The 24,405-nt window shown below is 42.4% G+C and carries 19 protein-coding genes and 1 riboswitch; of the genes, 7 read left to right on the forward strand and 12 right to left on the reverse strand.

Translation table 11 applies throughout. From position 1 onward, the window contains the following. Positions 1–30: 30 nt before the first annotated feature. Positions 31–1,326 carry a dipeptidase gene (locus tag ACYVGO_RS00115; RefSeq protein ID WP_460966584.1) on the reverse strand — a complete coding sequence of 432 codons (1,296 nt, stop codon included), beginning with the start codon at positions 1,324–1,326 and terminating at the stop codon, positions 31–33. Positions 1,327–1,384: 58 nt separating this feature from the next. Then, positions 1,385–2,014, reverse strand: coding sequence for a YceI family protein (locus tag ACYVGO_RS00120; protein ID WP_460966586.1), 630 nt, complete (start codon positions 2,012–2,014; stop codon positions 1,385–1,387). Between the two features lie 489 nt (positions 2,015–2,503). Further along, a riboswitch (SAM riboswitch) is annotated at positions 2,504–2,603 on the reverse strand. 349 nt (positions 2,604–2,952) lie between these two features. On the opposite strand from ACYVGO_RS00120, the gene ACYVGO_RS00125 reads away from it, so the two are divergent. Continuing rightward, positions 2,953–4,005 (forward strand): uroporphyrinogen decarboxylase family protein, encoded by a 1,053-nt coding sequence (locus ACYVGO_RS00125; protein ID WP_460966588.1) that lies wholly within the window; start codon positions 2,953–2,955, stop codon positions 4,003–4,005. Here ACYVGO_RS00125 and ACYVGO_RS00130 read toward each other — a convergent pair. The 3 genes from ACYVGO_RS00130 to ACYVGO_RS00140 all read right to left on the reverse strand — a co-directional run bounded on the left by ACYVGO_RS00130 (position 3,977) and on the right by ACYVGO_RS00140 (position 7,356). After that, entirely contained in the window at positions 3,977–5,128 is a 1,152-nt protein-coding gene (locus ACYVGO_RS00130; protein ID WP_460966590.1) for an LLM class flavin-dependent oxidoreductase, read from the reverse strand. The two genes, ACYVGO_RS00125 and ACYVGO_RS00130, sit on opposite strands and share 29 nt — an antisense overlap. A 68-nt stretch (positions 5,129–5,196) precedes the next feature. Next, complete coding sequence (locus ACYVGO_RS00135; RefSeq protein ID WP_460966592.1) at positions 5,197–6,501, reverse strand: APC family permease; 1,305 nt, start codon at positions 6,499–6,501, stop codon at positions 5,197–5,199. Positions 6,502–6,792: 291 nt separating this feature from the next. Next, on the reverse strand, positions 6,793–7,356 hold the full coding sequence (locus ACYVGO_RS00140; RefSeq protein ID WP_142774095.1) for an RNA polymerase sigma factor: 564 nt from the start codon (positions 7,354–7,356) through the stop codon (positions 6,793–6,795). Positions 7,357–8,132: 776 nt separating this feature from the next. Here ACYVGO_RS00140 and ACYVGO_RS00145 point away from each other — a divergent pair. Next, positions 8,133–9,092, forward strand: a complete 960-nt coding sequence (locus ACYVGO_RS00145) for a UTP--glucose-1-phosphate uridylyltransferase (RefSeq protein ID WP_142774094.1) — start codon at positions 8,133–8,135, stop codon at positions 9,090–9,092. A gap of 64 nt (positions 9,093–9,156) precedes the next feature. Then, on the forward strand, positions 9,157–12,510 hold the full coding sequence (locus ACYVGO_RS00150; protein ID WP_460966593.1) for a UTP--glucose-1-phosphate uridylyltransferase: 3,354 nt from the start codon (positions 9,157–9,159) through the stop codon (positions 12,508–12,510). A gap of 96 nt (positions 12,511–12,606) precedes the next feature. On the opposite strand, the gene ACYVGO_RS00155 is transcribed toward ACYVGO_RS00150, so the two are convergent. Next, positions 12,607–13,482, reverse strand: coding sequence for a glycosyltransferase family 2 protein (locus tag ACYVGO_RS00155; protein WP_460966595.1), 876 nt, complete (start codon positions 13,480–13,482; stop codon positions 12,607–12,609). Positions 13,483–13,584: 102 nt separating this feature from the next. Here ACYVGO_RS00155 and ACYVGO_RS00160 point away from each other — a divergent pair, with 102 nt between their 5' ends. Genes ACYVGO_RS00160 through ACYVGO_RS00175 form a run of 4 tightly spaced genes read left to right on the forward strand, consistent with a single transcriptional unit; the run spans position 13,585 to position 17,670 of the window. After that, positions 13,585–14,580, forward strand: a complete 996-nt coding sequence (locus tag ACYVGO_RS00160; protein ID WP_460966597.1) for a polysaccharide deacetylase family protein — start codon at positions 13,585–13,587, stop codon at positions 14,578–14,580. Beyond that, the gene (locus tag ACYVGO_RS00165) at positions 14,564–15,526 is read left to right on the forward strand and encodes a GNAT family protein (RefSeq protein WP_460966599.1); all 963 of its coding nucleotides are present in this window, start codon (positions 14,564–14,566) and stop codon (positions 15,524–15,526) included. Before ACYVGO_RS00160 ends, ACYVGO_RS00165 begins: the two co-directional genes overlap by 17 nt. Before the next feature lie 3 nt (positions 15,527–15,529). Beyond that, a complete protein-coding gene (locus tag ACYVGO_RS00170; protein WP_460966601.1) occupies positions 15,530–16,552 on the forward strand; it encodes a glycosyltransferase family 9 protein in 1,023 nt (340 codons plus the stop codon). Beyond that, positions 16,552–17,670 carry a glycosyltransferase family 4 protein gene (locus ACYVGO_RS00175; protein WP_460966603.1) on the forward strand — a complete coding sequence of 373 codons (1,119 nt, stop codon included), beginning with the start codon at positions 16,552–16,554 and terminating at the stop codon, positions 17,668–17,670. Before ACYVGO_RS00170 ends, ACYVGO_RS00175 begins: the two co-directional genes overlap by 1 nt. 4 nt (positions 17,671–17,674) lie before the next feature. Here the strand turns inward: ACYVGO_RS00175 and ACYVGO_RS00180 are convergent, their stop codons facing one another. The 6 genes from ACYVGO_RS00180 to ACYVGO_RS00205 all read right to left on the reverse strand — a co-directional run bounded on the left by ACYVGO_RS00180 (position 17,675) and on the right by ACYVGO_RS00205 (position 24,216). Further along, a complete protein-coding gene (locus tag ACYVGO_RS00180; RefSeq protein WP_460966605.1) occupies positions 17,675–18,472 on the reverse strand; it encodes a class I SAM-dependent methyltransferase in 798 nt (265 codons plus the stop codon). Further along, a complete protein-coding gene (locus tag ACYVGO_RS00185) occupies positions 18,469–19,989 on the reverse strand; it encodes a B12-binding domain-containing radical SAM protein (RefSeq protein WP_460966607.1) in 1,521 nt (506 codons plus the stop codon). The genes ACYVGO_RS00180 and ACYVGO_RS00185 overlap by 4 nt, the downstream gene beginning before the upstream one ends. A gap of 39 nt (positions 19,990–20,028) precedes the next feature. Further along, positions 20,029–20,703 carry a methyltransferase gene (locus tag ACYVGO_RS00190; RefSeq protein ID WP_460966608.1) on the reverse strand — a complete coding sequence of 225 codons (675 nt, stop codon included), beginning with the start codon at positions 20,701–20,703 and terminating at the stop codon, positions 20,029–20,031. Further along, a complete protein-coding gene (locus tag ACYVGO_RS00195; RefSeq protein WP_460966610.1) occupies positions 20,700–21,548 on the reverse strand; it encodes a class I SAM-dependent methyltransferase in 849 nt (282 codons plus the stop codon). Before ACYVGO_RS00195 ends, ACYVGO_RS00190 begins: the two co-directional genes overlap by 4 nt. 293 nt (positions 21,549–21,841) lie before the next feature. Continuing rightward, positions 21,842–23,293, reverse strand: coding sequence for a B12-binding domain-containing radical SAM protein (locus tag ACYVGO_RS00200; protein ID WP_460966612.1), 1,452 nt, complete (start codon positions 23,291–23,293; stop codon positions 21,842–21,844). Continuing rightward, positions 23,290–24,216 (reverse strand): nucleotidyltransferase domain-containing protein, encoded by a 927-nt coding sequence (locus tag ACYVGO_RS00205; RefSeq protein WP_460966614.1) that lies wholly within the window; start codon positions 24,214–24,216, stop codon positions 23,290–23,292. Before ACYVGO_RS00205 ends, ACYVGO_RS00200 begins: the two co-directional genes overlap by 4 nt. Positions 24,217–24,405: the final 189 nt, after the last annotated feature.

Here is a 24,405-nt window from a genome sequence, read left to right on the forward strand (position 1 = left end):
AAAAGGTGGTAAAGGGCTATACAAACCGTTTCATTGCTTCACCGCTAGTTTTGATTCTCGTTGTAGTTCTTTGGCCGTTGCTTCTACGTCGTGAAAGGCACGCAGAAAATTGCCGCCCCAGAGCTTTCGGATTTCCTCTTCCGAATAGCCTCGTTTGAGCAGTTCACGCGTTACATTGGGGGAGTCGCCCACGTGTGTATAGCCCATAACACCTCCACCATGATTGAAGTCTGATGCCAGCCCCACATGGTCAATGCCGATGAGCCGTACGGTATAATCAACAGCATCCAGGTAATCGGCCAGGGTTGTGTATTTGTAGCCATTACTCGAAAATTCTCGGTAAGCGGCCTGGAATTTCTGATAAGCCGCGGGATCAAGTTTCGACTTTGCATCGTCTCCGGGTTGTAGTCCGAAGGGTTCCCAAACGTTCTTTTTGTAGGTCGCCAGTTGCTCCTGAGACGGATGCAGGTAGGACGAGAAGGCTACGATACTGACAACCCCACCGCTGGCTGCAATGGCTTTCAGTTCATCGTTGTTCAGATTTCGCGTCGCATCCACCCGCCCCCGTACGGCCGAATGAGAGGCAATAACTGGAGCCCGACTCAACTGAATCGTCTGGAAAACTCCCTGGGGTGTCAATTGAGATACATCAATAATCACCCCAAGCTTATTCAATTCTGCCACAGATTGTTTACCCAGTGCTGATAAGCCACCCAACTCGTCGGGTTTGTCGCCGAAACCAGGCGAAGGCCGGGAGGAATCTGCCCAGTCGTTGTTTCCGGCATGGGTAAGCCCAAACACCCGAACACCATCGCGGTAAAGGATTGGGAGTTGAGCGATGTCTTTGCCGAGCGAAAATGCATTCAGGAAACTCAGCAGAATGGCGTGTTTTCCTTTCGCCGGAATACGTTCCAGGTCAGCCGCCGTATAGGCAAACTCCAGTCGGTCGGGGTGCTGATTCACGAATCGACGCAAGGCGGCCAGCTTCGTATCTACTTCTTTCCGGGCCGCAGCAATGTTTTCGGGCGTTTTTTTTGCCGTGCCTGCAAACAGTGCCACCGTGGCTACATCCAGATCACCCCGTTCGAGTTTGGGAAGGTCAAACTGGCCTTTGGTATCCGTGCCAGCGTCGTTGCCTGGGGTATTAAAATCGACCAGAATATCGAGATGAGGATCAATCGTCAGGGCAGATTTATGAACCCGACGAACTACCGCATCAGGTACAGATTCGGGGGCAGGCGGGGAGGACTGTGCGCTAACGGTATACGCATACGTTATTGAAATAAGAACCCGGATTATCAAAAAATAAGAGGAAGGTTTGTTCATGGGATCGGGTGATTTATTGATTTTTGTTTGTTGATGAAGTGATGAAATATCCCTATTCTTATCGGCTGGCGACACCTCCCGATGGCGTTGCTACAAGCGTAATCGCGAGGGTGAAGTCGTCATAAATCGTTTTGTCGCCCAGATTTTCAAAGTAGTTTTTCGAGCGGTACTTAATATCGTATTTGGTTCGGTCGACCGTTACGTTGGCGGTTGCTGTTAGCTTGCCAGCCTCGGTTTTAACCTGCGCCGGAAACGTGATGTCGTTCGTGATGCCTTTAATTGTTAGCTTACCGGCTACATCATAGGTACTGTTTCCAGTGAGCGACACCGACGAAATCACGAATCTGGCAGTGGGGTGTTTTTCAACCGAGAAGAAGTCGTCGCTTTTGAGGTGGCCTACTAATTTGGCGTTTTGATCAGCGTCGGTAATATCCGTTACCGTTAGGGCTTTCAGGTCAATATCAAATGATCCGCCTTTCAACTTGCCGCTTTTCAGGGCTAGTGAGCCATTGATGATCGGGGCTGTTCCCGTATGTTCGCCGGTTACTTTTTTAGCTGTCCAGACCAATCTGCTTTGCTGGATATCTACTTTGTAGGTAGCTTCTTTTCCTTTTTTAGGAACTGGAATAGCGAAGGAAACAAGTGAGAGGGCCGTCAGGCCGAACAGAAGTTGGATTGTCTTTTTCATTGTTGATCCGCCGGAGCGAGTTTTAGTGGTTCTGGTTGACTGTATTCAGTTTTTGGCATTCTGTTTATGGTGGACTAACGCTCTAATAAAACATGCCTCAAACGGCCCACCGGGGACAGAATACCGTGAATGAAAAATCTATCTGCTATGTCGACGAGGATTCGGCGAGTTAACTGGGCCTTCAGAAAGGTATCGCCAAGGCCAGCGAGTGATGCAATCGTAGTTGTTTTCATACGGAAGATTAAATTAAGTAAAGATACTTTTATTCTATGGATTAAGTAGGATATTGGTTCACTGATTAGATCAAGATGAGCCGAATCAGGCAGGTATAAAACCCAACGAATGGTATAATGCGACCTATCCGTTCAGCAAGAACTAGTTACTGACAACAGCAACAAGACGGTTGTGCTACAGGATGCAGATTCATAATAGGTTCTGCGTTTCGGGACGAAAATTGACTAGACATGGCGGTCCGCCAGGGCGGTTGTAAATTTATAGTTCCTAACTAGGTAGGCAGGTTAGCACTATCACCAACTGGCAAGTTGCTAAGGGTTCGCAGAGCCTGTCTCTCCCCCTTTCCCTATAAATCCACAGCTACTTTGCAGCCGGGCTGCTGGAGCAGTAGTAATTGTAAGATGCTATAAAGGTAAAGCGGCTATTTTTATATTTCCAAACTTGATCTATAAATTTTGTAGAAAAAAGATTTTGTCTTTATTGCGATCAAAATTATAATTGATTAATGCAATAATAAGGCCGCTACAAACAGTAAAACTCGATAGACTTTAGGGTAATTATCTGTTAATCAGTATATTGTCTTGGGTTGTTGTTTATAATCAGTATACTTGCTTTTCGAAGCGAAATGGCCTTGTCCCGAATTACTCATCAGGAATAGTATGGTATCCTCTGAACAAGTAATAGTCTCAAATAATATGAAGAAAATGGTATCAAACTTTATCAGTCGGCGGGAGTTTATTGGCGCTTCTGCATTGGCTGTGGCTTCCGTTGGGCCCTTGTCAGAGGGGTTTTCCCGGCCAAACGCGCCTGCCAAATCGAAGCGTGAGTTGATGGTGCAGGTACTTGATAAGTCAGGTAACCCAAACTACATCCCGGCTGGCTTTTTCCTGCACTTCCCGCCCGAACAGCGAACGGGCGATGCTGCCATCAAGGCTCATCTTGATTATTTCCGGGCTACGGGCATGGATTTCGTGAAGATCCAGTTTGAGCAAAGCTACCCTCAACTACCGGAGGTGAAAACGGCAGATGACTGGGCAAAAATTCCGGTCCTTACCGAGGAGTGGTTTGCGCCTAGTTTGTATATCATCAAGGGGTTGGTGAAGGCGGCTAAGGCGGAGGCATTGATCCTGCCAACGATGTATTCGCCTTACCAGATGGCTAAACAGGCTGTGCCCAAAGAGACGTTACTGAAGCATGTGCAGGAAGATCCCGAAGCGGTAAGCCGGGGTATGGAAAATGTTACGCTCTCGGTCATGAATTATGTACGGGCGGCTGTACGCGCTGGGGTGGATGGTTTCTACACCTGTTCGCAGGGTGGGGAGGCCAGTGCGGTAGCCGATCGTACGTTGTTTAATCGGGTGATTAAGAACTATGATATGTTGATTCAGAAAGAAGTAGCGCAGCTGACACCCTTCAATATCCTGCATGTTTGCGATTACGAGGGTGCCTACGCCGAATTTGGTCCCCGCTTTCACGACTACCCCGGCCAGATCGTGAATGTGCCGCTTGCCGCAGAAGGCAAACCCCTATCGCTCACGCAGGCGGCTGATCTATTTAAACGGCCGGTTATGGGCGGTATTGACCGGCATGGGGTGCTGTCGACTGGTACGCCAGCCGATGTTAAGAAAGCTGTGGAACTGGTCCTAAAGGATGCACCAACCCAGGTGATTCTAGGTGCTAATTGCACCGTCCGTACGGATATCCCGATTCAGAATTTGCAAATGGCCATCAAGACGGCTCATGAGTTTCGGGCCTAACCGGGGTGCGGCCCTGTAACCGCGACAGGGATGTATTGGGTAAGCGAGGCAGAACAAGGCGGGCAAACCACTCCGCTTCTTCGATGAGGGGATACCCGGAGAAAATAAAGGCCCGTATCCCCATATCCATATAGCGATTTATTTTTTCGACGATCTGATCGGCACTGCCCACTAAAGCACCACCCGCTCCCGAACGAGCTTTGCCAATGTCGGTCCAGAGTAGCGGTTCCACAAATCCGTTGGTGTCGGCTCCTTCGCGGAGTTCGTTTTGCCGCCGGACCCCCAGTGACCAGGAACTCTGCGATGCGTTTTTCATAGCGGCCCCGCGAACGGGGTCAAACTTCGACATGATGTGCCGGGACCAGGCGCGGGCTTCGGCCTCGGTTTCGCGAACGATAAGATGAATGCGTAATCCAAAATCTACTTGCCGACCGTAGCGAGCTGCCCGTTCTGAAACATCCTGCATGTTGGCATACAGTAACTCCTCGGTTTCGGGCCACATCAGAAATACATCGCAGTAGCGGGCGCAAACGTCCCGTGCTCCATCCGATGTTCCGCCAAAGTATAGTAGTGGTCCACCGTTTTGCTGGTAGGGTTTGACTGGGTCAGTTGCTAAGGAAATTTTGCCATAGACTGGCCCGTCGTGTTCGATGCGATCAGACGACCAGGCCTGTTTCAGAATCTGAATTGTTTCGGCGCAACGCTGGTACCGAAAATCGGCGTCTTCCCGATAGCCGGGCAAATCGGAATTGATAATGTTGATTGTCAGCCGACCTTCGAGCATCTGATCGAGGGACGCCAGTGTCCGGGCGAGCATGGGTGGGTGCATCTCTCCGCAACGAATAGCCGTGAGAAGATTAATCCGGTGAAGATCAGGGGCAACACCCGCTGCAAAGGGAATTACTTCCTGCCCTATCATGTAGGAGGTTGGCAGGAGAAGATTGCTAAATCCTAATCGTTCGGCGGTTAGGGCAATGTCGCGGCAGTGCGAAAATGTGCTGCGGGCAGGATCGCGAATGCTTATAAATTCGGTGTCTTCACCACAGAGATCGGAAAACCAGGCAACTTCACAAACACGTTCGGTTGTTCGGGCAGGTACAGAGGCAATAGGTTGATGAAGCATGAGTTATCCGGACTATGTAATGGATAATGTAAAATGAATAATGGATAATGTGATTCGTACGATATTATTCATTTTAGTTTCTTGATCCTGAACCGTTTGTTAACCGCGAAAATAGTCAAACCCACCGCAGCGGCAATCGCTGCGTCTCGCGCTTCGCGTCCTGAACTGTTACTCAGCAACCAACCGCAAAGCAACGCGGCCAGCCCTGCGATCACCACTCCACCCGCTATCTGGAATTGCGCCATGGGTACATCAGTCCGTCGGCGAAGTAACGGTAGAGCTGCACAGGTTAGCGCATAATAAGAAAGGCGGATAAGGGTGCTGAGTGTGAGAGCATAGAGAAACGTGCCCGTAACGGCTAGCAGGAGCTGGAGAGAGGCCGTCAGTAAAATAGCTACATAAGGTGTTCGGAAACGGGGGTGAGTGGTTGCTAACCAGTTGGGTAGCTGCTGTTGTTCCGCCATCGCAAACAGGAGTCGGGGGCCAGTCAGCATCAGGGCATGGAGGGTGCCCAGTGCCGTAACTAAGGCCACGATGGTGATCAGCCGGGCCCCCTTTGGACCAATGAACTGTCCGGCTGCATCTGCCAGGGGCCGCTCAGAATGGGCTAAATCAGGTAATGTTCCGATGCAGACGATCTGGACCGCCATGAATAGCACAGCTACTGTCCCAATAGATACCAGCAGGGAAAGCGGGATGGTTCGTTGCGGCTGTTGCACTTCGCCGGACGGAATAGCCGCCACGTCGAAGCCAGAGAACGTGAAAATCAGTAGGAGTACAGCCTGTGAAAAAGGTGTATAAGTAGGGAGTTGAGGGAATGTAAACGCGTTTGTATCCACAAAGAACAAGCCCCCGATGGCAAATAAGCCAATGGCCAGCAATTTGCTGATTGTAAACAGGGTATTTACCCGCGCCGACTGCTTTACGCCGATGTAGTTGATGGTAGCCAGACCAACAACCAATACCGTCATCAGACCGGTGCGCTCCCATCCCTCTCCCAACTGGGGCCGGAAGAGGGATGCGTAGCTAACAAAAAGGTTGCAAATGGAGGCAAATGCAGCCATGCGTGACAGCCAGAACAACCAGCCAACCTCAAAGCCAACTAAGGGACCGAAGGCTATGCGTGTATACAGATAAGGCCCACCTGTTCCGCTAAAGCGGCTACTCACTTCTGCAAAACAGAGTATAATGAGCGTTACTACAGCCGCACTAACCCCGTAGGCCAGCAAACTCCAGGTGCCGATCAACGCGTATATCTTTGCTGGCAGTCCCAGAATACCCGCGCCAATCGTGATGTTGATGATGAGGGCGATAAAGTCAAAACGACCAATACCACGCCGAAGGGGAGTTGATGAAGTAGGTGGAGGAGTCAATCCTTTACGTTTAATTTAGTAACCGATGCTGGATCAAACGCAGGTCTACTAATTACACACGTTTAAATCCGAGCAGCTTCGGTATTGCTAATATAGGCTATCCAGATTGAGAATAGGCTCTGGGTTGCGGTAAAAATAGTTACCTATTCTAAGCGGCTTAGTACATATTAGGTGATCAACATAGAATCGCCCGCTTAACCTGAGAGCTAAGCGGGCGATTCTATGTTGGGGATTTACCCACTGAGATTGGGCTTCTCATGTAGGTAATATATACTAAAGTACCGAAAGTGCTTAAGCGCGATACCAGGACAGGTAATGATGGATATCCTGGTTAAAGTGTACTTTTAATTGTTGTAATGCGGTTCGTATACGCGTTTTAACGGTTCCAACAGGAATTTTTAGTTGGTCAGCGGCTTCTTGGCTCGTGTAGTCCCGATAGTACATTAACTCAACGACAGCCCGATATTTAGGGGCCAGATGATTCAGAAGTGATCCATGAACTGGTCCCTCAGGAACGTTTGCTACAGTTGTTTGTTCCGATTGCTCGTAGAGATAGGAAGCAGCCTTAACCTGAACCTTCCTTGCCCTTAATTCATCCATCGCTATGTTCCGGGTAATGGTTAATAACCAGGTAAACAAACGACCTTGTTTGGGGTCATACTGATGACTGTTCGACCATATTTTTACAAACGCATCCTGAAGAAGATCCTCAGCCCGAGCCGGATCATTGACCAGGCGAAGAAGAACCCCATACAGGGCTGGTGCATAGGCATTATATAGCAGGGAAAAGTCAGACGAACGATGTGTTTGTAAGGCAAGTACAAAACTTGTTTCGGTTTGTGAAGTAGCGTTCATTCAAGCAGACAGGTAGGAACGTGAACAAACCAGTTGCTTAAAAACGGAGAAGGTTTATAAACATCGGTTATGGTATTTTTCCTAACAAAATCATGCCAGTGTAACCAGTGCGTAGTTAATGTAGGTACAGACGCAGAAAAGGAGCCCTATTCCTAATGGGTGAATATACTGCTGTAGTCATATATCCACACTTTGGGGATTTTTTGTTGAAGAAATTAAACATAGTTTACCGGCTAACCATAGCAGTTGGATAACGGGTCTGGAGAACTTTTTGTGAAAGTAGCACCGATAAAAAACGACCGACCAGTCATTAGGTGTCCCGGCTAGCCAATTAGTTATTATTTAGAATAGCAGCAGTTTATCTTGTTCTCAAGCGTTACCTATCAAGCAAGTTTACGTCTAAAGTTTATAGTCAATATAAGCCTGTAAATGGTAAAAGCCTGGCCATTACTGGTCAATTTCAAGTTATACACTCTTAGGGAGAGTGAACACTAGAAAACGCCGATTCATATTGAGTCGGCGTTTTTTTGTTACCAGAAGCCCCATTTTTCAGTCATAAGTTTACGTTTACAAGAACGCTAACCCATAAGACCGCCATTCCATTTGAAAGCAGCCCCATCGTTATTGATGGGGCTGTACTGTTTATAGATTGCCATTTTATTTCTTTGTACCCGTTCACTAAGCAATTTTTTTGCTCATTAACTCATTTCAGTAACATACACTTTGGTTAAATAAAGGTAGTTCCCCTATATTCGATGATTCATACATCTTGATAAATGAAAGTAAGAAAAGCAGTTATTACCGCAGCCGCTCGCGGAGAACGTTTGTATCCGGTAGCTGATACGATACAGAAGGCTATGTTACCGGTTATTGATATCGATGGTTTGCACAAACCAGTTATTCAGGCAATTGCCGAAGAGGCCTTTTTAAGCGGCATTGAGGAAATCTGCGTTGTTTGTGCGCCAGGGGATGATGAGCGATACATCAATGCCTTCACATCCTTACGCGACAATTTAGTTAAGTCATTTAAAAGTGTTGACTGGGCTAAAGAAGAAGCCGATAAAATTGATAATCTGATTAGCCGGGTTCAGTTTACTGAACAAAAAGAGCCCCTTGGCTATGGTCACGCCGTTTATTGTGCCAAAGAATTTGTTGATAATGAGCCTTTTCTATTGCTCTTAGGGGATTACCTGTATGTCTCGAACAGTACCAGCAAACGGTGTGCTGCCCAGCTAATTGAGCTGGCTACCCAGGAAAACTGTTCAGTATCGGCCGTTAACCCCACCATTGAGCATCAAATAGGCCGATATGGTACCTTAACGGGCAAACATGTGCCAAATCAGATAGGCGTTTATCAAATTGAAAAGCTAATTGAAAAACCATCCTTGAGCCTGGCGGAGCTTGAATTACTAACCCCTGGTTTACGAGTTGGCTATTATCTCTGTTTCTTTGGGATGCATGTGCTTACGCCTACCGTTTTTGACATTCTTGAGAAACATATAGCCCTGGGCTCAACAAATACCCCCCTTACGCCCACCTTACAGGAGTTGGCTGATACGGAGAAGTACCTTGCCCTGGAAGTGAAAGGGAACCGGTATGATTTAAGCGGACGGCAAGGTCTTTTACGGGCTCAAATAGCCCTGGGACTGGCAGGGGTAGCCCACGATGAAACCCTAACAACCATGGTAGAGCTCCTGGCCGAAACCAATGCGCGAAAAACCCAGCTCGTTCAGTAGGTAATTACTTGCAACCTTATCAACCCTGAGCCCACATGTCAACCTGGATTCTAACTAAGCTACTATGAATGTTCTTATAGAAACAATTACTTCTCCTGACCCTGCTATACGTAATCGATCCTTTTTTGAATTAAGCCGAAATTTATCTACTCAAAACCTATTAAAAGCACTGCGTGAACTGGATGAATTCAGAAAGTCTACGCCGAGTTTATACGATAAAGTTAGATCTATTCTCTTCTTGTACGCCGGTTTTCGCTTTTTCCTGATGGAAGCCAGTGAAACACCAACTATTGGCAAAATTCCCTATGCAGGCTTTGAGGATCTATTATCTCGCCGATTTGAGCAAGCTATTGCAACGTTCCTTCAGGATTTAGATAAACATGGCCCAAATGCTACCTTGTTCAGTGCATTGGCCGATAGTTACCACCAGTTATCGTTCCAGACGCTGGCCGATCAGGTGCGGAAAAGCGTTCGTTCCAGTAAAGGCAATCAGTGGATGTTTCGGGTAGGGCATCAGGACGAACACCCCATTCGGTTGCACGCAAAACTGCTACAGCGTTCAGAGAACTCCCTTTTCTACCCAATTCTGCATGAGCAAACATCCGTCCGGATGGACTTAACGCACAGCGGCTGGTCTGATATCTTCTTTCTGGGGATGGATTATCCCGAAGGTGCACGCGTCATTAATACATCCATCGACCTGGGCGTGTTTGGTCGCGACAAGGATATTCGCCCGCCCTTGCATTGTTATGTGCGGGTTATTTCGGAGCCGGTATTGCGCCTGACCAGTGTTGACTTAAATACGACCAAAGATATTCATGACCTTGCCGATCTGTTCAATTTCGGTAATGATTACCTGAGTCTGGTGAAAGCCGGGGTTATTGCCTCCGGACTAATTCCTCCATCGTTTGAGGGGACCAATCAATCCTTAGCGGAAATTCTGACCCGTATTGTGGCTCCCGGAATGGGAATTGAACTTGTCACAAAAGTAAATGACATTCCCAAGGGTTCCCGCTTCGCCGTTTCTACCAACCTGCTAGGGTCAATCATTAGTTTGCTGATGCGTGCTACGGGACAAACCCGACACCTGGAAGGTGGGCTTGATGAAAGTGAACGACGGTTGGTTGCCTCACGGGCTATTCTGGGCGAGTGGATTGGAGGCTCTGGCGGTGGCTGGCAGGATTCTGGTGGGGTTTGGCCAGGAATCAAGGCCATTCAGGGTACGTTTGCGCAGGAAGGCGATCCTGAATACGGTATTAGCCGGGGGACTTTATTGCCGCGTCACCGCGTACTACAGGGCGATGATGTGCATCCCGAGATTCAGGATAAAATTATGAATTCGCTGGTGCTTATGCATGGCGGTATGGCCTCCAACGTTGGCCCGATCCTGGAAATGGTATCCGAAAAATATCTGCTCCGGGGTGATAACGAATGGGCTGCGCGCCAGCAAACGAATCAGATCTTCGATACGATTCTGGATGCTATTAAGGAAGGAGATATTAAAAAGCTCGGTGCCAATACGGCCCGAAACTGGGAAGGGCCCATTAAAACGATCATTCCCTGGGCCTCAACCTATTTTACCGAACAGATTATTGCCAAAGCTAAAAAGCAGTTTGGATCCGATTACTATGGTTTCCTGATGCTCGGCGGAATGTCGGGCGGGGGAATGGGGATGTTTGTTAACCCTGCCAGGTATGAAGACTACAAAATGCAGGTGCTGGACATTCTTCTGAAGACCAAACGGGAGTTATCGGACTCACTTCCGTTTGCCATGGAACCAGTGGTATATAATTGGAGTATCAACCCGAAAGGTACATGGGCAACTCTGCACGAGGGAAACGAAGCACTGATGCCAGAGCAATATTACGGCATTCATGTATCGGAACTGGTTCGGAAAGACCCAACTACGATCCCGTATGTTCGTCGGGCGGAAATAGATTACTTCACCACCTACTGCGAAAAAAATAACCTGGCCTATCCGTTATTGCGAACCATTATTAGTAACCTGTTCAACGTTTCGGACCCCACATCGCAGAGTAATCGAAGTGTTGAAAATGAAAAAGCGGATCGGATTAAGAAACAAAACGGGTTTGATTACATTCAGCACGAAGAAATTCGGGAAGAACTGCAAAAAGGCCGGATAGGATTAGCCCGTAACCGGTTGCTGGCCGAAACAACGATTGACGATGTTCAGCCGAGAGATATTGCTCAACTGGAAGCGTTAGGGTCGTTAACCAGCGTTGGGGAAGAGGCCATTCGGGCGGGTAAAGTTGCAGTTATGAATCTGGCGGCTGGTGTAGGCAGCCGATGGACCAAAGGGGCTGGGGTCATCAAAGCGATTAACCCCTTTGTCGAGATAGAGGGTGTACATCGGAGCTTTCTGGAAATACACATGGCTAAAACGCAGAAACTGGCCGAAAAATACGGTGCTACCATTCCGCACATTGTGGCCACCAGCTATCTGACGCACGAACCCATTCGAAAAAAACTGGAGCAAACGGGTAATTTCGGATACCAGGGTCCAACCTACCTGTCACCTGGTCGTTCCATTGGGCAGCGGTTTGTACCCATGGAGCGGGATCTGCGATTTTTATGGGAAGAGATGCCGCAGGAAGCGCTCGATGAAAATAAGCAAAAAGTTCGGGATGCTGTGCGCCAGTCGATGATCAGTTGGGCTAAATCAAAAGGAGAGGGCACCGATTATGTGGATAATATTGCTGCCCAACGGTTTTCGCCATTAGGTCACTGGTATGAGGTGTCAAATTTGTTGCGTAACGGAACCCTGGCCCGACTACTTACCGAGCACCCGCAGGTGGAAACCATTATACTGAATAATATTGATACGCTCGGAGCCGACATCGATCCGGCTGCTTTTGGGTATCATCTCGAATCGGGCAATGCGCTTACGTTTGAGGTTGTTCCCCGCCGTATTGAAGATCGTGGGGGGGGATTGGCTCGGGTTAATGGGCAGCTCCGTCTGTTAGAAGGGTTAGCGCAACCCCGAGAGGAGGATGAATTAAATCTGAGCTATTACAATACGAATACAACCTGGATTCAGATCGACTTACTCCTTCAACTATTTGGCCTGACGCGCGCCGATTTGCAAACCGGAGATGAGGCTCAACTGGCCAAAGCGGTACGAAGTGTAGCGCATCGGATTCCGACCTACGTGACTATAAAAGATGTAAAATATCGCTGGGGACACGGGCAGGAAGATATTTACCCAGTTGCACAAATTGAAAAACTGTGGAGCGATATGTCGGCGCTACCGGATGTCAAGTGTGGCTACATTGAGGTTCCCCGATACCGTGGGCAGCAGATGAAAGACCCCGCGCAGTTAGATTCCTGGGTTACCGATGGCAGTAAAGCGTATGTAGCGTCGTTGGGTACGTTTGTTCCGTCGGATGTAAACCAGTAAACGCACCGTGTCAACTGGTTGCAATTTGTACAAAAAGAGGCTACCCATTCGAGTAGTCTCTTTTTTTGTGCCTGTTAACTATCTACTTGCCCTGGCCTAAACATATCGGTGGATTAAGAAGAGCTTGAAAAATGGTTTTAGCCTTAGCGGAAACAGTATAAATGATTTCAGATAAGCTAACCACGCATCGGATTTGAGGCCAATTTCTAGAAAATTATTTCCTTGTTTATACAGGTAAGTTGAATAAGTCTCTCTGTACAAATATCCACTAATAAATTTATTATCTTTTAAATAATTAAGTGTAATAAACTCTTCAGTATACGCCTGTATAAATAGCGAATCCTTAGTTTTATTGTTACTCATATTTTTGTCATGTTTTTGAATAAAAACCAGCTCTGATTTGCTTATGTAAGTGCCTCCAAGAGCTAAAATACGTAAAAATAGATCGTTATCACCCCATTTTAAATTTTCATTAAATCGCAGGTTTGGTTTTTTGAGAAATGAGAAGCAACTTGGGTAAATAAGGGGAGAGTGATTTTTTAATCTATACGTTAAAATATACCCCGGACCTAATAGTAATTCTGAAGCATAAAATAAAGTTTTTTCTGTAGTATTGTTAAAGATTAACGCATTTGAAATAACAGAATTTATCTGCTTATTGGCGTAAATACTGCTTAATTCCTGAAGATAATTAACATGCCAATAGTCATCGGAGTCTAGTAAACAAATGATACTTCTAGTCGATTTGGCTAGACCAATGTTTCTGATTTTAGAGAGCCAGCCAATATGATTTACATAATAATAGCTAACTCTGGAGTCGATAAACTCAGTAACCATTTGCCGGGTGCCATCGGTCGATCCGTCATCAATAATAATAAATTCAAAATCACTGTAGGATTGCGCTAATACGGAATTGATCGCAATTTTCAGAAGGTCTTTTCTGTTATATGTTATTGTAATTATACTAAACATTTGTTTTTTCGATTCAAATTGATCGTGCTTTTCTGCTATATTTAGAAGCTTATTTATCTGGGCTCTAGGAAATACTTAATTTGAACATAAGATGTGGTCGAGATGAAGGCATTCGTCGAAAAGATCTATCGAAAAATACGTTATCCGCTCAACGATCTTATTTGTACTGTTGGTGGGAAAGATCAGCTGTTGAGACATGTTTCTGGTAAACGTATTATGGTCTATCATGGGGTCGATGCTGTGGGCTTACAAGACTTTAATAGCCGATTTATTAGTGAGTATTCATTTGAGCAACAGATACGATATTATAAAGAAAATTTCAATATTGTACCATTAAAGGAGTATTATGAAAGTACACTTCCAACTGACCGACTGACTATTGCTTTAACCTTCGATGATGGCTACAAAAATAACTATACACGTGTTTTACCCATTTTAGAAAAATATCAAGTACCGGCCACCTTTTTTGTCACTGCCATTAGAGAGAAAGGCTACGATTATCTTTGGACGGACTTTTACGACATGTTGCGCTTTAAAGCCCAGCGCCTTGTGTTTAAAGGAGAAAGCTACAGCCAAAACCAACACAGGGTTTTTTATTCCCAAAAAAAAGCTGACCCGTTGCATCTTGAATTGAGGAAGCTTCCATTCTGTGAAATTGAAGAGTTTATGCAGGAAATGGAAGCTCAATTAGGCCTGAAAATGAGTGACTTTCCTGAGGATTATTATTTGCAAATGACGGAGGGGCAAATTGCTGCTATGGCAAAATCACCTTATGCAACCATTGGATCACATACGCATACTCACGCTGACTTAACCCGAAGGCCTCTTGACGAAGTCATTGAGGAGATGAGGTTTTCAAAGCAATGGCTAACGCGTATTACAAATACCGAAATTGATTCGTTTGCCTTTCCGTATGGACTCTATAATCTGGATGTGGTGAAAGCTGCAAACGAGCTGGGCTACCGCAGGCAGTTACCCGGAAATTTAAATTGTGAATCAGATGAGCAGATACCTGAATTACAAAAACGGTTCGGCAATAACCCATTTTTATCAGTAAATAACCAAATCTGGTGCCTACTGAATGAGCGCTACCTCTAAACCCGTAACCGAAAATTGGAATGGTTTTCGGATTGAACGATCGAATAGTTCGCATTATCTGGCAATAAGTAAATTGCTTAATGCCGCTTCGAGGGCAAATTTTAATCAGGATTCCTTACAAAAAAAGTATGCCACTCAGTTCTTAGGGACTAATAATGTGGGTTATACTGCTTTTGATGATGACCTTGCAGTCAGCCATCAAATGGGCTTGTTAGTCCCACTATTATACAAAGGAGAGGCTTATACAGGCGTACAATCCTGTGATTCTGCAACGCACCCCGACTATGCAAAAAAAGGCTTATGGGCTGTTTTGAACGACTATATGTTTCGGCAACTACCTGCTGAAGGTATAACAGGTGTCTTAGGTTTGCCTAATCAAAATTCGTATGGGATTGCTGTCAATAAACTAGGCTATCAGGTTGGGCGTATTTTTAAAAACTATAGTATTACGTTACGACATATACCAGTCTGGAAAGTGGCGAACCGGATTGGTTTGGGCGAATGGATTTCACTGCAAGCAGAGAAAAGTTTAAAGCGATATCAATGTTGCCCTGAACCCTTTAATTCATTTGATAGTAATGAATATTTAACCATAAATCGGACACCTGAATTTGTAAATTATAAAACAAAAATGGGTAGTTTTTTTATTAGCCTTTATGGCACTACATTTTGGATAAAAGTTCGTGGGCAGCATTTATTTATTGGCGATTTAAAAACACATTCATCCGAGAGATTCGAACAGGCAATGCGAAAATTAAGATCCATTTGTTACTGGAGCGGACTTGATGCTATTATTTTTCAAACTCATGAAGGCAGCTTTGAAGAATCGTTGTTTGCTACGTATTATCAGGGAATGGAAACAATGCCGATATTATATAAAAAATTTAATTCTAATGTACCATACCATCTCTTTAGATGCACCTATGCGGATTTAGATACTTTCTGAAATATGAAAAAAGAAATTTCAACAAAGCCCTGGCAATTAAATCGACCACCTAAGCGTATTCTCGCTATGCGTTTTCAGGCAGTTGGTGATGTGCTGGGGATTTACCCATATTTACAGGCATTAAAGAATAAATATCCCACGGCTCAGATTGATCTATTAACAAAGTACGAAAAAGTTGAAGTAGCAGAATACGTGGGTATATTTTGTAACGTTTGGTCACTCACTGATTCAAACGAACGGTTTAGGCAGCTCTTCCATGCCATTTGGTTGGCGATTAAACTTATTCCACAGCGTTACGAAGTAGTATTGGATTTTCAAAATCACACGGTAAGCCAGTGGATCAGAAAAATTTTAGCCCCAAAAGCATTTGCCGAATTCGACCCGTTAGGTGATGAAATGGGCTCGATTAGGTACTTTCAAACTATTGAACGATGCGGATTACTGAATACCTATGAGCAGGCCGACTTGCAGGTAACGGATTCGAAACTTACTACTGAGCTTTTAGTAGATAATGGGTGGGACGGCCACTCAAAACTTGTAATCCTGAATCCAGCAGGTGCTTTTCCGAGCCGTCACTGGCCAATAGAAAACTACGTAATTTTCGCCAGGATTTGGCTTGAGAAATACCCACATACTCAATTCCTGATGCTTGGTACCGAAAAAATAAACACTAAAAGTGCGTACATTAAGGCAGAACTAGGGGAAAGATTAATTAATTTAACAGAAAAAACTTCTTTATTACAAGCATTTTTGATTACCCGAAAAGTGCAGTTACTTATTTCTGAAGATTCTGGACTATTACATATTTGCTGGCTCTTGAAAATTCCTACCGTAGCCCTAATTGGATCAACCCATAAAAATAGAAGCGCACAAGAAGGGGAAAATGTACATATTTTAAATTCAGATGATTTGCCTTGTGGAAATTGTATGAAAACTCACTGCCAGTTTGGGCAGGTGCCCTTGTGTTTAAGCCGTTATTCACCTGAAATGATCATTTCGATTGCAGAAAGTTTGCTGATTAGATAATGAAAAAAAAACGTATTGCTTTCATCGTAAATGGAGGAATAGGCGGAAATTATAAGGGGGAAGGCAATTGCTGGTTTATTGAGTTGTGTGAAGAAATAGCAAAGAGCTATGAGTTAACCGTTTTTTCGTTCGTACGAGTTGTGCCAGATTTTAAACCTAAAGGTTATAAATTAATTGGGATACCATTTGAAGGGTACACACACGTACTTATCCGATTTATCTATCTGTTTTTTAAGTTAATTTATTTTTGTGTTAAATATAGATACACGATTATTCATGCTTTTTGGGCCTTTCCGTCTGGTACATTGGCTTTAATGATTGGCAAGCTATTGGGTATAAAAACCGCTATTACGGTTGCGGGAGGAGAAGTAACTAGTATTCCAGCCATAAACTATGGCCTTTTTCAATCCGGATTGACCAAGAACTTTATAAAGTACACGGCTAAATACGTTGACGTACTAATCGCGCCTTCCCATTATCAGTCAAAGAAACTGAACAGCGCGCTCTCATACCGAAAAATTGTGGTTATACCATTTGGTATTGATTTAGCAAAATTTCCTGTCACGGAAAAAACGCTAGAATCTCCCTATCAGTTTATCTACCTGGGTGATATAAATAAAGTAAAAGATTTGCCAACACTTATTAAAACATTCCAAAAAATAACTCAGTATGTGGATGCTCAACTGGATGTACTTGGATTGGATACACTAGATGGAGAGATACAGGCGCTTGCAAAACAAATGGATTTAAGCGATAAAGTTACGTTTCATGGACGTCAACCCAATCGGGAACTCACTACTTATCTTAGACAAGCACACATTTTATTGCATACCGCCTTATCAGATGCTCAAATTGTAGCTGTTAATGAAGCGCTGGCTTCAGGCGTAGTTGTATGCGGAACACGCGTTGGCCTTATCGACGATTTAGAAAATAGGATTACATTAGCGGCTCCTGTTGGTGATATAAATGCTTTAGTTGAAAACGTGCTCCTATTAATCAGGAAACCAGAATTATATAATGAGCTTAGATTAAATGGGATTGCCTGGAGCAAAACCCATGATTTAACTGCTCAGTCAGAGAAATATGCGAACTTGTATAAAAGCTTACTTGCTAATTAATTACCTATGATGTTAACGAGTTTTTTATGGTAACCCACAAAAATGGGTGTATCGATTTTTTAATTACTTTATGCCAAAATGGAAGTTTAATTTTTGTATAAATAGGATTAAAAGGCATCAGGCTATTAAAACTATGATGAAAGTAATAATTTATCATTTCGGGCTGATGCATTGACTGATAATATATGGATGTTCTTTTTCTGGCTTGCTCCAGATCGTTGGCTTCGTAAAATGGGCTATCAAGAATATGAATCTGTCCAGATGGCTTTAATAAAGTGAATAAAAGATTAAATAAAGCAGATGTAGAAGGGAAATACTGAACAGATGCGTTTAATACAACATAGTCAAACTGTTTTTCTAAAAAAATATCATCGAAAATATTTCCATAGCAGAACTGTAAATTAGGAGAAGCGAAAAGCCGTTGAGCTTGTTTTAACTCTGGTAAATTTAAATCTATTCCAATAACATGTATGAATGAGTGCGATGCCATTTTAGCAGAGAACCATCCATTCCCACAACCTAGGTCAAGGACGTTTGCCATTTTGTTTTGGTCACATAGATTTTTGCAAAATTGATCTGAAGTAGCTTTCCGAAATGACCATTCATCAGAATGTGGAACCGCTTTAGATATATTTGGTAATGCTTTTACAATGTCATCAGTTAAGATTCTATTTTCTTTTGCTCTAAGTTTCAAATAAAACTCTTCATGGGTTTGCTTAGGTAAATACTCAGTCAATAATGGTACCCCCTCATCTGATGAATAGGATTCTTTTTTTATAACAGCTAGTAAATTAGTGTTCATAATACAGTTGCTCCTTCAATCTCAGGTTGTCGATACCTGAGCCAATACCGCTGTAAAAATTTAAGCTCATAAGGGAAGTGGAAGAAGTTGGTTTGGTACCTTATTTTTGAGAGCAAAGAAATAGACTTTCGTTGGAAGTTGGTTAATTTAACATCCTGTGCAGTTGGAAAGCGTGCGTTCAATACAACTTCGAAATTTCTGATCTTATCAATCATAGATGCTGTAAGCCAGGGTGTCAATGGGTTTTTACGTAAGTCGAAACCCTTCCATTCCTGCTCCAGCCAATCTTCTAATTTGGATGGAAACTGGAAGCCGCTGGCTTTTACCTGCTCGTATAAGTCACTACCTTCTGTTAGCACAGGACTGTACACATAAAGTATGATTTCTGTATCAGGATTAGCTTCTTTTACGCGTTTAATAAAACGAATGTCCTCATCTATCATTGCCATTACTTTTTCCGGATTTTCGGCAGGAAAACCTAGTACAAATGAATATTCAGGAATAATAGAAAACTGTTTAAGCCGGGCCGCAAACCGGATCATTTGATTTGCGTTTTGGGTGCCACCTTTGTCAATAGCTTTGAGGGTTTCTTCATTACCCGTCTCAGCTCCAAGAAAAATCATTTTACATCCGGCAGTTGCCATGGCAGCGAGCGTTTTATCAGAAAACTTATCAAGGGTATCTATACGCGCTTCTCCCCACCAGTTTATACCTTCGTTTTTAATTAATTCACAAAATGAACTAACTCTTTTTTCAGATACAAAGAAGTTATTATCGCAGAATTCAATAGAATCTACACCATAAGTATCTTTTAAATATTTTACATCATGATATAGCCTTTCAGCAGATACACCTTTCCATCTTGCTTCAAAAATTGGCACTATTCCACAGAAGGAACATGTAAATGGGCAACCAAAACTACTATGGTATAATGAAGTTTTGTTGCCAAGGTGAGTTTTGCCAAAATAAGATTGGATAGGGTAGTGGGCTTCAAGTTGCTGATAAGGTAATGCTGGTAAGGCATCCATATCAAGCGATGTAATTTTATGCGTTTTTACTACTTTGTTATTCTCCTTGAAAATTAGATTATTAATAGTTGATAGAGGTTGTTTATTTTCTAAAGCAAATAATAAAGCAGGGAAAGCTAAATCCCCAATTCCATTTATAATATAATCTACATAACCTGAATCCATGCAAACTTTGTACTGATTTGATGCAAAATAACCACCCCAAATAGTGGTAATATAAGGATACTGTTCTTTAATTTGTTTTGTGTAAGGTATAGCCTGCCGTAATTGTGGCCCAGGCATAACAGTGCATCCAAAATAACTAATATCTCCTGTGTCAAGATAGTTTTTTATTTTATTCCAGGCGTCTTTTTCGCGATTCCCATCTACCAGTACAAAATCATATTGTCCATAAACAGATGCAGCAACCTGTAAAATAGAGAGCGGTAGCCGTGCCTTGAATTTTGTTACAAGTGGATTGAATAAAAGAATTTTATTTTTCTTATTCATAAAGACAAAATGATCTGCATCTTTATAATTACTGGCTAGTTAATTTGTGTGTTTGATTTTAAAAATATAATTCCATTCAAATCTAAATCTCTTTCGACGGATTTCTGCCCATTCATATCCATACTTAATTGCTAATTGGCTGATCAACTTACTATTGCAGTCCTCCGAAAGTACCATGACGGCAAATCCGTCTTTTGCCATAAAGGCTGCTAATTGACCAAATAATTTATGAAAATAGTCGTAATCGACGCCACAATACCAGGCTTTTTCTGCTTCTGTATTTGGGTTTATGGGGTAATATGGTGGATTTATGACTATTAAATCAAAAGATTGATTTGCAAAATCATCAAAGACATCGGACTCGATGATTTCAATGGAAACATCATTAACCGTTGCATTGTAGGCCACTGTTTTACAGGCTATGGCACTAATATCCGATGCAGTAACTAGTGCTCCCTTTTTTGCTAATACTATAGATAAAAGCCCCGACCCAGCGCCTAGTTCCAGGACACTTGCCTGCGATACTACCTGACTATTTATGTAATCAAGCAAGAATTTAGTGCTAAAAAATAGAGTAGGGTGAAAAACGCCTGTTGGTACTTTCAAATGTATATTTACTATCTGCACATACCTGTCCTTAGATAAATACTGTTTTGTCAAAGGGACCAACACCCACCTCCCAATAGCCTTTCGAATACCTTTCACTACATTCATTTTGCAGAATTTGGTAAGTGGTAGTTTTGTGCATTTTTCTTCAGTGTAATAATGTAATAATCACCAATATACTTGAATGGACTCCTGTTTTTTAGTTTATTCTCTAGATTTATAAGAAGGTTATATAGCGTTGAGTATTTTTGCGGGAATTTATCAAGATAAGAAGGCGGCACAATTGTACATAAACCTACAAGTTCCACCATCTTAAATTTCGTATTTAATCGATTTATTATAAAAGAAGGCCAGTAATACCAACATGAAAAATATACTCCTTCTATATGAGCACTGGTGCCTTTTTTTGCAAATAATCGACGGAAGGCTAATCTAAAGTTTCCTTTAATAAGCATCATAAACTCCCAAAAGCAAAAAGGAGGCATTATAACTAGCGTTGCTGTTCCTTCTGGCTTAAGTAATGGCGCGAATGAATCTAGTACATTATCTAATCTATCTGTACAATTCAATCCGCCAAAATTTGAGAATATGGCATCGTATGGTCCTCTGTTTTGTATGCTGCTAAGCTTATCAAAAGATAATTTTTCGTATGAAATTGATTTAGATAAATTTTTTTCTACTATTTTTTTCGCCAGTTGGGAGAGCATGCCATCTGATATATCTGTTGCATGGACCCGGTGACCTTTAAGGGCAAAATAAACAGCATCTTGGCCCGTTCCTGCATTTAATTCTAATAATTTACTTTCCTTTATCAGGTATTTTTCTAAGTGAGATCTAGTTCTTGCCCTTTTATAGTCTATAATTGAATTGTCTGCATATAGGTTATCAAAGATGATAGACTGAGTATCAAAAGCAATTTTTGCATTTTTGGTGTTAGTATTATTTTCTTTCATTTTTTTTTTTTATATATATCATTTCTTTTGGCTTTGGAAGCCTTAATTAACGAAGCTGTTTAAACTTTTCAAATTAACCGCAAAGAACGCTAAGGCAAAGCGCAAAGAGCGCAAAGAAATTCAGTCAGCAAACTCAGCGTTCTTTGCGACTTTGTCTCAGCGCTCTCTGCGGTTAAACTAAAGCGCATTGGAGATATAAAAAATAAAGTTTAAACAGGTTCAACTTGTTTACTACTAACTCCCTCACAAATCGGTTAGGGCTGGCTAGTTCTATATGATATAGCTATGGTAAGCTAATTAATCGACTCTTGCTTCTTGAGGCTTTTGTCGCTTAAATATGGTAAGATGTAATTTTTACTTATTGTTTCTTGTAACCATAGGTAAGGCAGCTTCACCGCTGCCAGCAATGAATAATTTTTAACGTTATTCATCGCTATTTCTTTCCGATAAACTTTGTGCGTATATTTATATAATTGCCGATAAAATCTTGGAGAAAACGTACTTTTGTACATCATGGCAAGGTCATTGGAGTTCTCCCAATTTTGTTTGCTTTGTAATTGAGATTTTACTTTGTAGTAAAATAAAGTCCCTGGCAATGGATAAGAGATTGAAATGCCTATATCATCTGGCAATAGTTTCTTTACCATTGTTAACGTTTTTTGAATATCTTCCCATTGTTCACCTATGTATCCGTACTGCAAGAAAAAGGCGACTTTTACGCCTTTATTCCTTAAGAGCTGTGTGGCTACTTCAATTTCATTTAGTGTAATGCCTTTGTCCATCGCATCTAAAATTTTCTGTGATCCACTTTCTGCTCCTATCCAGACTTCGTTAAGGCCAGCGTCTACCAAATCTTGAATAGCATCTTCTTTTACCAATAAATCGGCTCGTGATTGAATTTTTAATTTTATTTTCAAGCCTATTTCTTGTATGTGTTTTTTGAATTCGTTTACCCAACCGGGTTTCAACCCAAAAATGTCATCACATACCCAAAAATGACTGGCTCCTTTTTCTACTAGAAGTTTTAATTCTTCAGCTACTTGTTTAGGAGACCTGGAATTGTATTTGTTGCCGTATATGGGTTTCGCACACCAGTTACATTTAAAAGGGCAACCTCTGGTGGTGGCTATATTCAGAGAAAAATAACCTTGCGATTTTTCCCATATTTGTTTATACTCACCTATTGAGAGTAGATCCCATGCAGGTATTGGGTATGAATCTAGCTTATTAAACGGTTTTCTTTTTGGAGTTGTTACTATATATTCTCCATCTTTAAAAGCAATTCCGTTTATAGTATCTGGCTTTGTAAAATTTTGACTAATTAATTCCTGTAAAGTCTGTTCTGCTTCACCCAACATGACTACATCGGCGCCAACTTGTACATATTTATCAAAGTGGTCGGTTGCATCGGCGCTATTTACAGCTACCTTACAACCCGCTTTTTTGCCTAACCGTATCATCTCAAAGCAGGCTTCTCGCATCACCGTTAGGCACATCTTACTTAGATAATTAAAATTATCGTCAAAAATGACTAAATAGTCTGGTTGAAATTTAGTTAAGCAATCACTAATATCGGCAGGTGATTTTGCCAGGCTAGCGTCAAACAATTCTACATCATAACCAGTACTCCGCATTATAGCAGCAGCAAGCATAGTTCCATAGGGCGGATACGGCTTTTTGCTTTCCCACTGTTTTTTGTCAAAACGATAAAAATAGGTATTGCTGAATAAGATTTTTGTTTTCATTTATCAGCTTCAAAGTAAGAGTAATACTGTAACTTTTTAGCGTATTCATTAATGATATTTGGGTGCGTATCTGTTATGTGCGCTTTAGCAACGTAACTCTGTAAGTTAGTATAATAATCTGCATTTTGAAATAATTTTGGATCAAGCTTTTTTCTTCGCCTGGCTACAGACCAATTTAAAAAACGCTGGTCAATCCAATCCCCTAGTTTATTATCTAATATGAATTCAAGTGTTTTTTGAAAATAAGTTTGCTTTGTAAATACGTCATTGTTTTTTAAAAGAGGATAATTAGGAAAAAAATCAGTTGCCCAATTGTTTTCATCTTGCAGTTGCTTGTAGTATGAATATCCGTATAAAGGAATTAGCGTTTTTAGCTCTATTGCTGTATAAATACTTTTATTTGTTATTTTCAGATGTTCGCTGTCGATAAAATAATTATAGCAAAAATATTTTCTTTCATTTAATAAAAATATTTTCTTAAATAAACTGCAAAACAAATGAGAAACCCACAGCCTTTTTGGGCTGGTTATAATAAAAAAGTCAATATCACTATCTTCATCCATACACTCTTTCGACATTGATCCAGACAGAAATACACCCCTTATAAAGGGGAAATTGGCAATAATCTTTGTCATGAGAATGGCAGAGGTCATAAATTTTTTGGCTAATTGATTTCGTTTTAGCCTGGTGCTAACTAGTTGGTTGTCATTATGTAATGTGTAAAAGCCGTTTATTAAATATAGTTTGTTCTCCTGAATTAATTTATTTAAACATAGTTCTAATTCGTTGACCGTTATTTTGCCTCGTTCATAAATTTCTTTTTTTGTGAGTGGATACTGGAATACATCAGAGTACACAAGAATCTGTAAGGTTTCTTGTGTACGAATGCTGAAATTTGATTCCTCTACATCTATGTCTTGCATAGTCACCGGGCTTCGATATGTTACTCGGTACGTTGGGGCCGTCTGGATGGTTGCGTAGTTGGCGAAAAAGAATTCACTCAGTAGAAGAGAAGAAGAGGCATGAATCTTTAGGCACTAATTTATCTGGTTGACTAACGGATTTTCCAGCTTTACCTGCTTTCTGGCCAGAAGTGCTGACCTGGTTTCTTA

It is taken from the genome of Spirosoma migulaei (assembly GCF_054776855.1).

What these genes read in the sequence shown, in the direction of transcription:
- ACYVGO_RS00120 (WP_460966586.1), bottom strand. Translation starts at nt 2,014, where the DNA reads ATGAAAAAGACAATCCAACTTCTGTTCGGCCTGACGGCCCTCTCACTT.
- ACYVGO_RS00150 (WP_460966593.1), top strand. Translation starts at nt 9,157, where the DNA reads ATGAATGTTCTTATAGAAACAATTACTTCTCCTGACCCTGCTATACGT.
- ACYVGO_RS00175 (WP_460966603.1), top strand. Translation starts at nt 16,552, where the DNA reads ATGAAAAAAAAACGTATTGCTTTCATCGTAAATGGAGGAATAGGCGGA.
- ACYVGO_RS00205 (WP_460966614.1), bottom strand. Translation starts at nt 24,216, where the DNA reads ATGCAAGACATAGATGTAGAGGAATCAAATTTCAGCATTCGTACACAA.
- ACYVGO_RS00180 (WP_460966605.1), bottom strand. Translation starts at nt 18,472, where the DNA reads ATGAACACTAATTTACTAGCTGTTATAAAAAAAGAATCCTATTCATCA.
- ACYVGO_RS00160 (WP_460966597.1), top strand. Translation starts at nt 13,585, where the DNA reads ATGAAGGCATTCGTCGAAAAGATCTATCGAAAAATACGTTATCCGCTC.
- ACYVGO_RS00195 (WP_460966610.1), bottom strand. Translation starts at nt 21,548, where the DNA reads ATGAAAGAAAATAATACTAACACCAAAAATGCAAAAATTGCTTTTGAT.
- ACYVGO_RS00130 (WP_460966590.1), bottom strand. Translation starts at nt 5,128, where the DNA reads ATGCTTCATCAACCTATTGCCTCTGTACCTGCCCGAACAACCGAACGT.
- ACYVGO_RS00185 (WP_460966607.1), bottom strand. Translation starts at nt 19,989, where the DNA reads ATGAATAAGAAAAATAAAATTCTTTTATTCAATCCACTTGTAACAAAA.
- ACYVGO_RS00200 (WP_460966612.1), bottom strand. Translation starts at nt 23,293, where the DNA reads ATGAAAACAAAAATCTTATTCAGCAATACCTATTTTTATCGTTTTGAC.
- ACYVGO_RS00125 (WP_460966588.1), top strand. Translation starts at nt 2,953, where the DNA reads ATGGTATCAAACTTTATCAGTCGGCGGGAGTTTATTGGCGCTTCTGCA.
- ACYVGO_RS00170 (WP_460966601.1), top strand. Translation starts at nt 15,530, where the DNA reads ATGAAAAAAGAAATTTCAACAAAGCCCTGGCAATTAAATCGACCACCT.
- ACYVGO_RS00190 (WP_460966608.1), bottom strand. Translation starts at nt 20,703, where the DNA reads ATGAATGTAGTGAAAGGTATTCGAAAGGCTATTGGGAGGTGGGTGTTG.
- ACYVGO_RS00165 (WP_460966599.1), top strand. Translation starts at nt 14,564, where the DNA reads ATGAGCGCTACCTCTAAACCCGTAACCGAAAATTGGAATGGTTTTCGG.
- ACYVGO_RS00155 (WP_460966595.1), bottom strand. Translation starts at nt 13,482, where the DNA reads ATGTTTAGTATAATTACAATAACATATAACAGAAAAGACCTTCTGAAA.
- ACYVGO_RS00145 (WP_142774094.1), top strand. Translation starts at nt 8,133, where the DNA reads ATGAAAGTAAGAAAAGCAGTTATTACCGCAGCCGCTCGCGGAGAACGT.
- ACYVGO_RS00115 (WP_460966584.1), bottom strand. Translation starts at nt 1,326, where the DNA reads ATGAACAAACCTTCCTCTTATTTTTTGATAATCCGGGTTCTTATTTCA.
- ACYVGO_RS00140 (WP_142774095.1), bottom strand. Translation starts at nt 7,356, where the DNA reads ATGAACGCTACTTCACAAACCGAAACAAGTTTTGTACTTGCCTTACAA.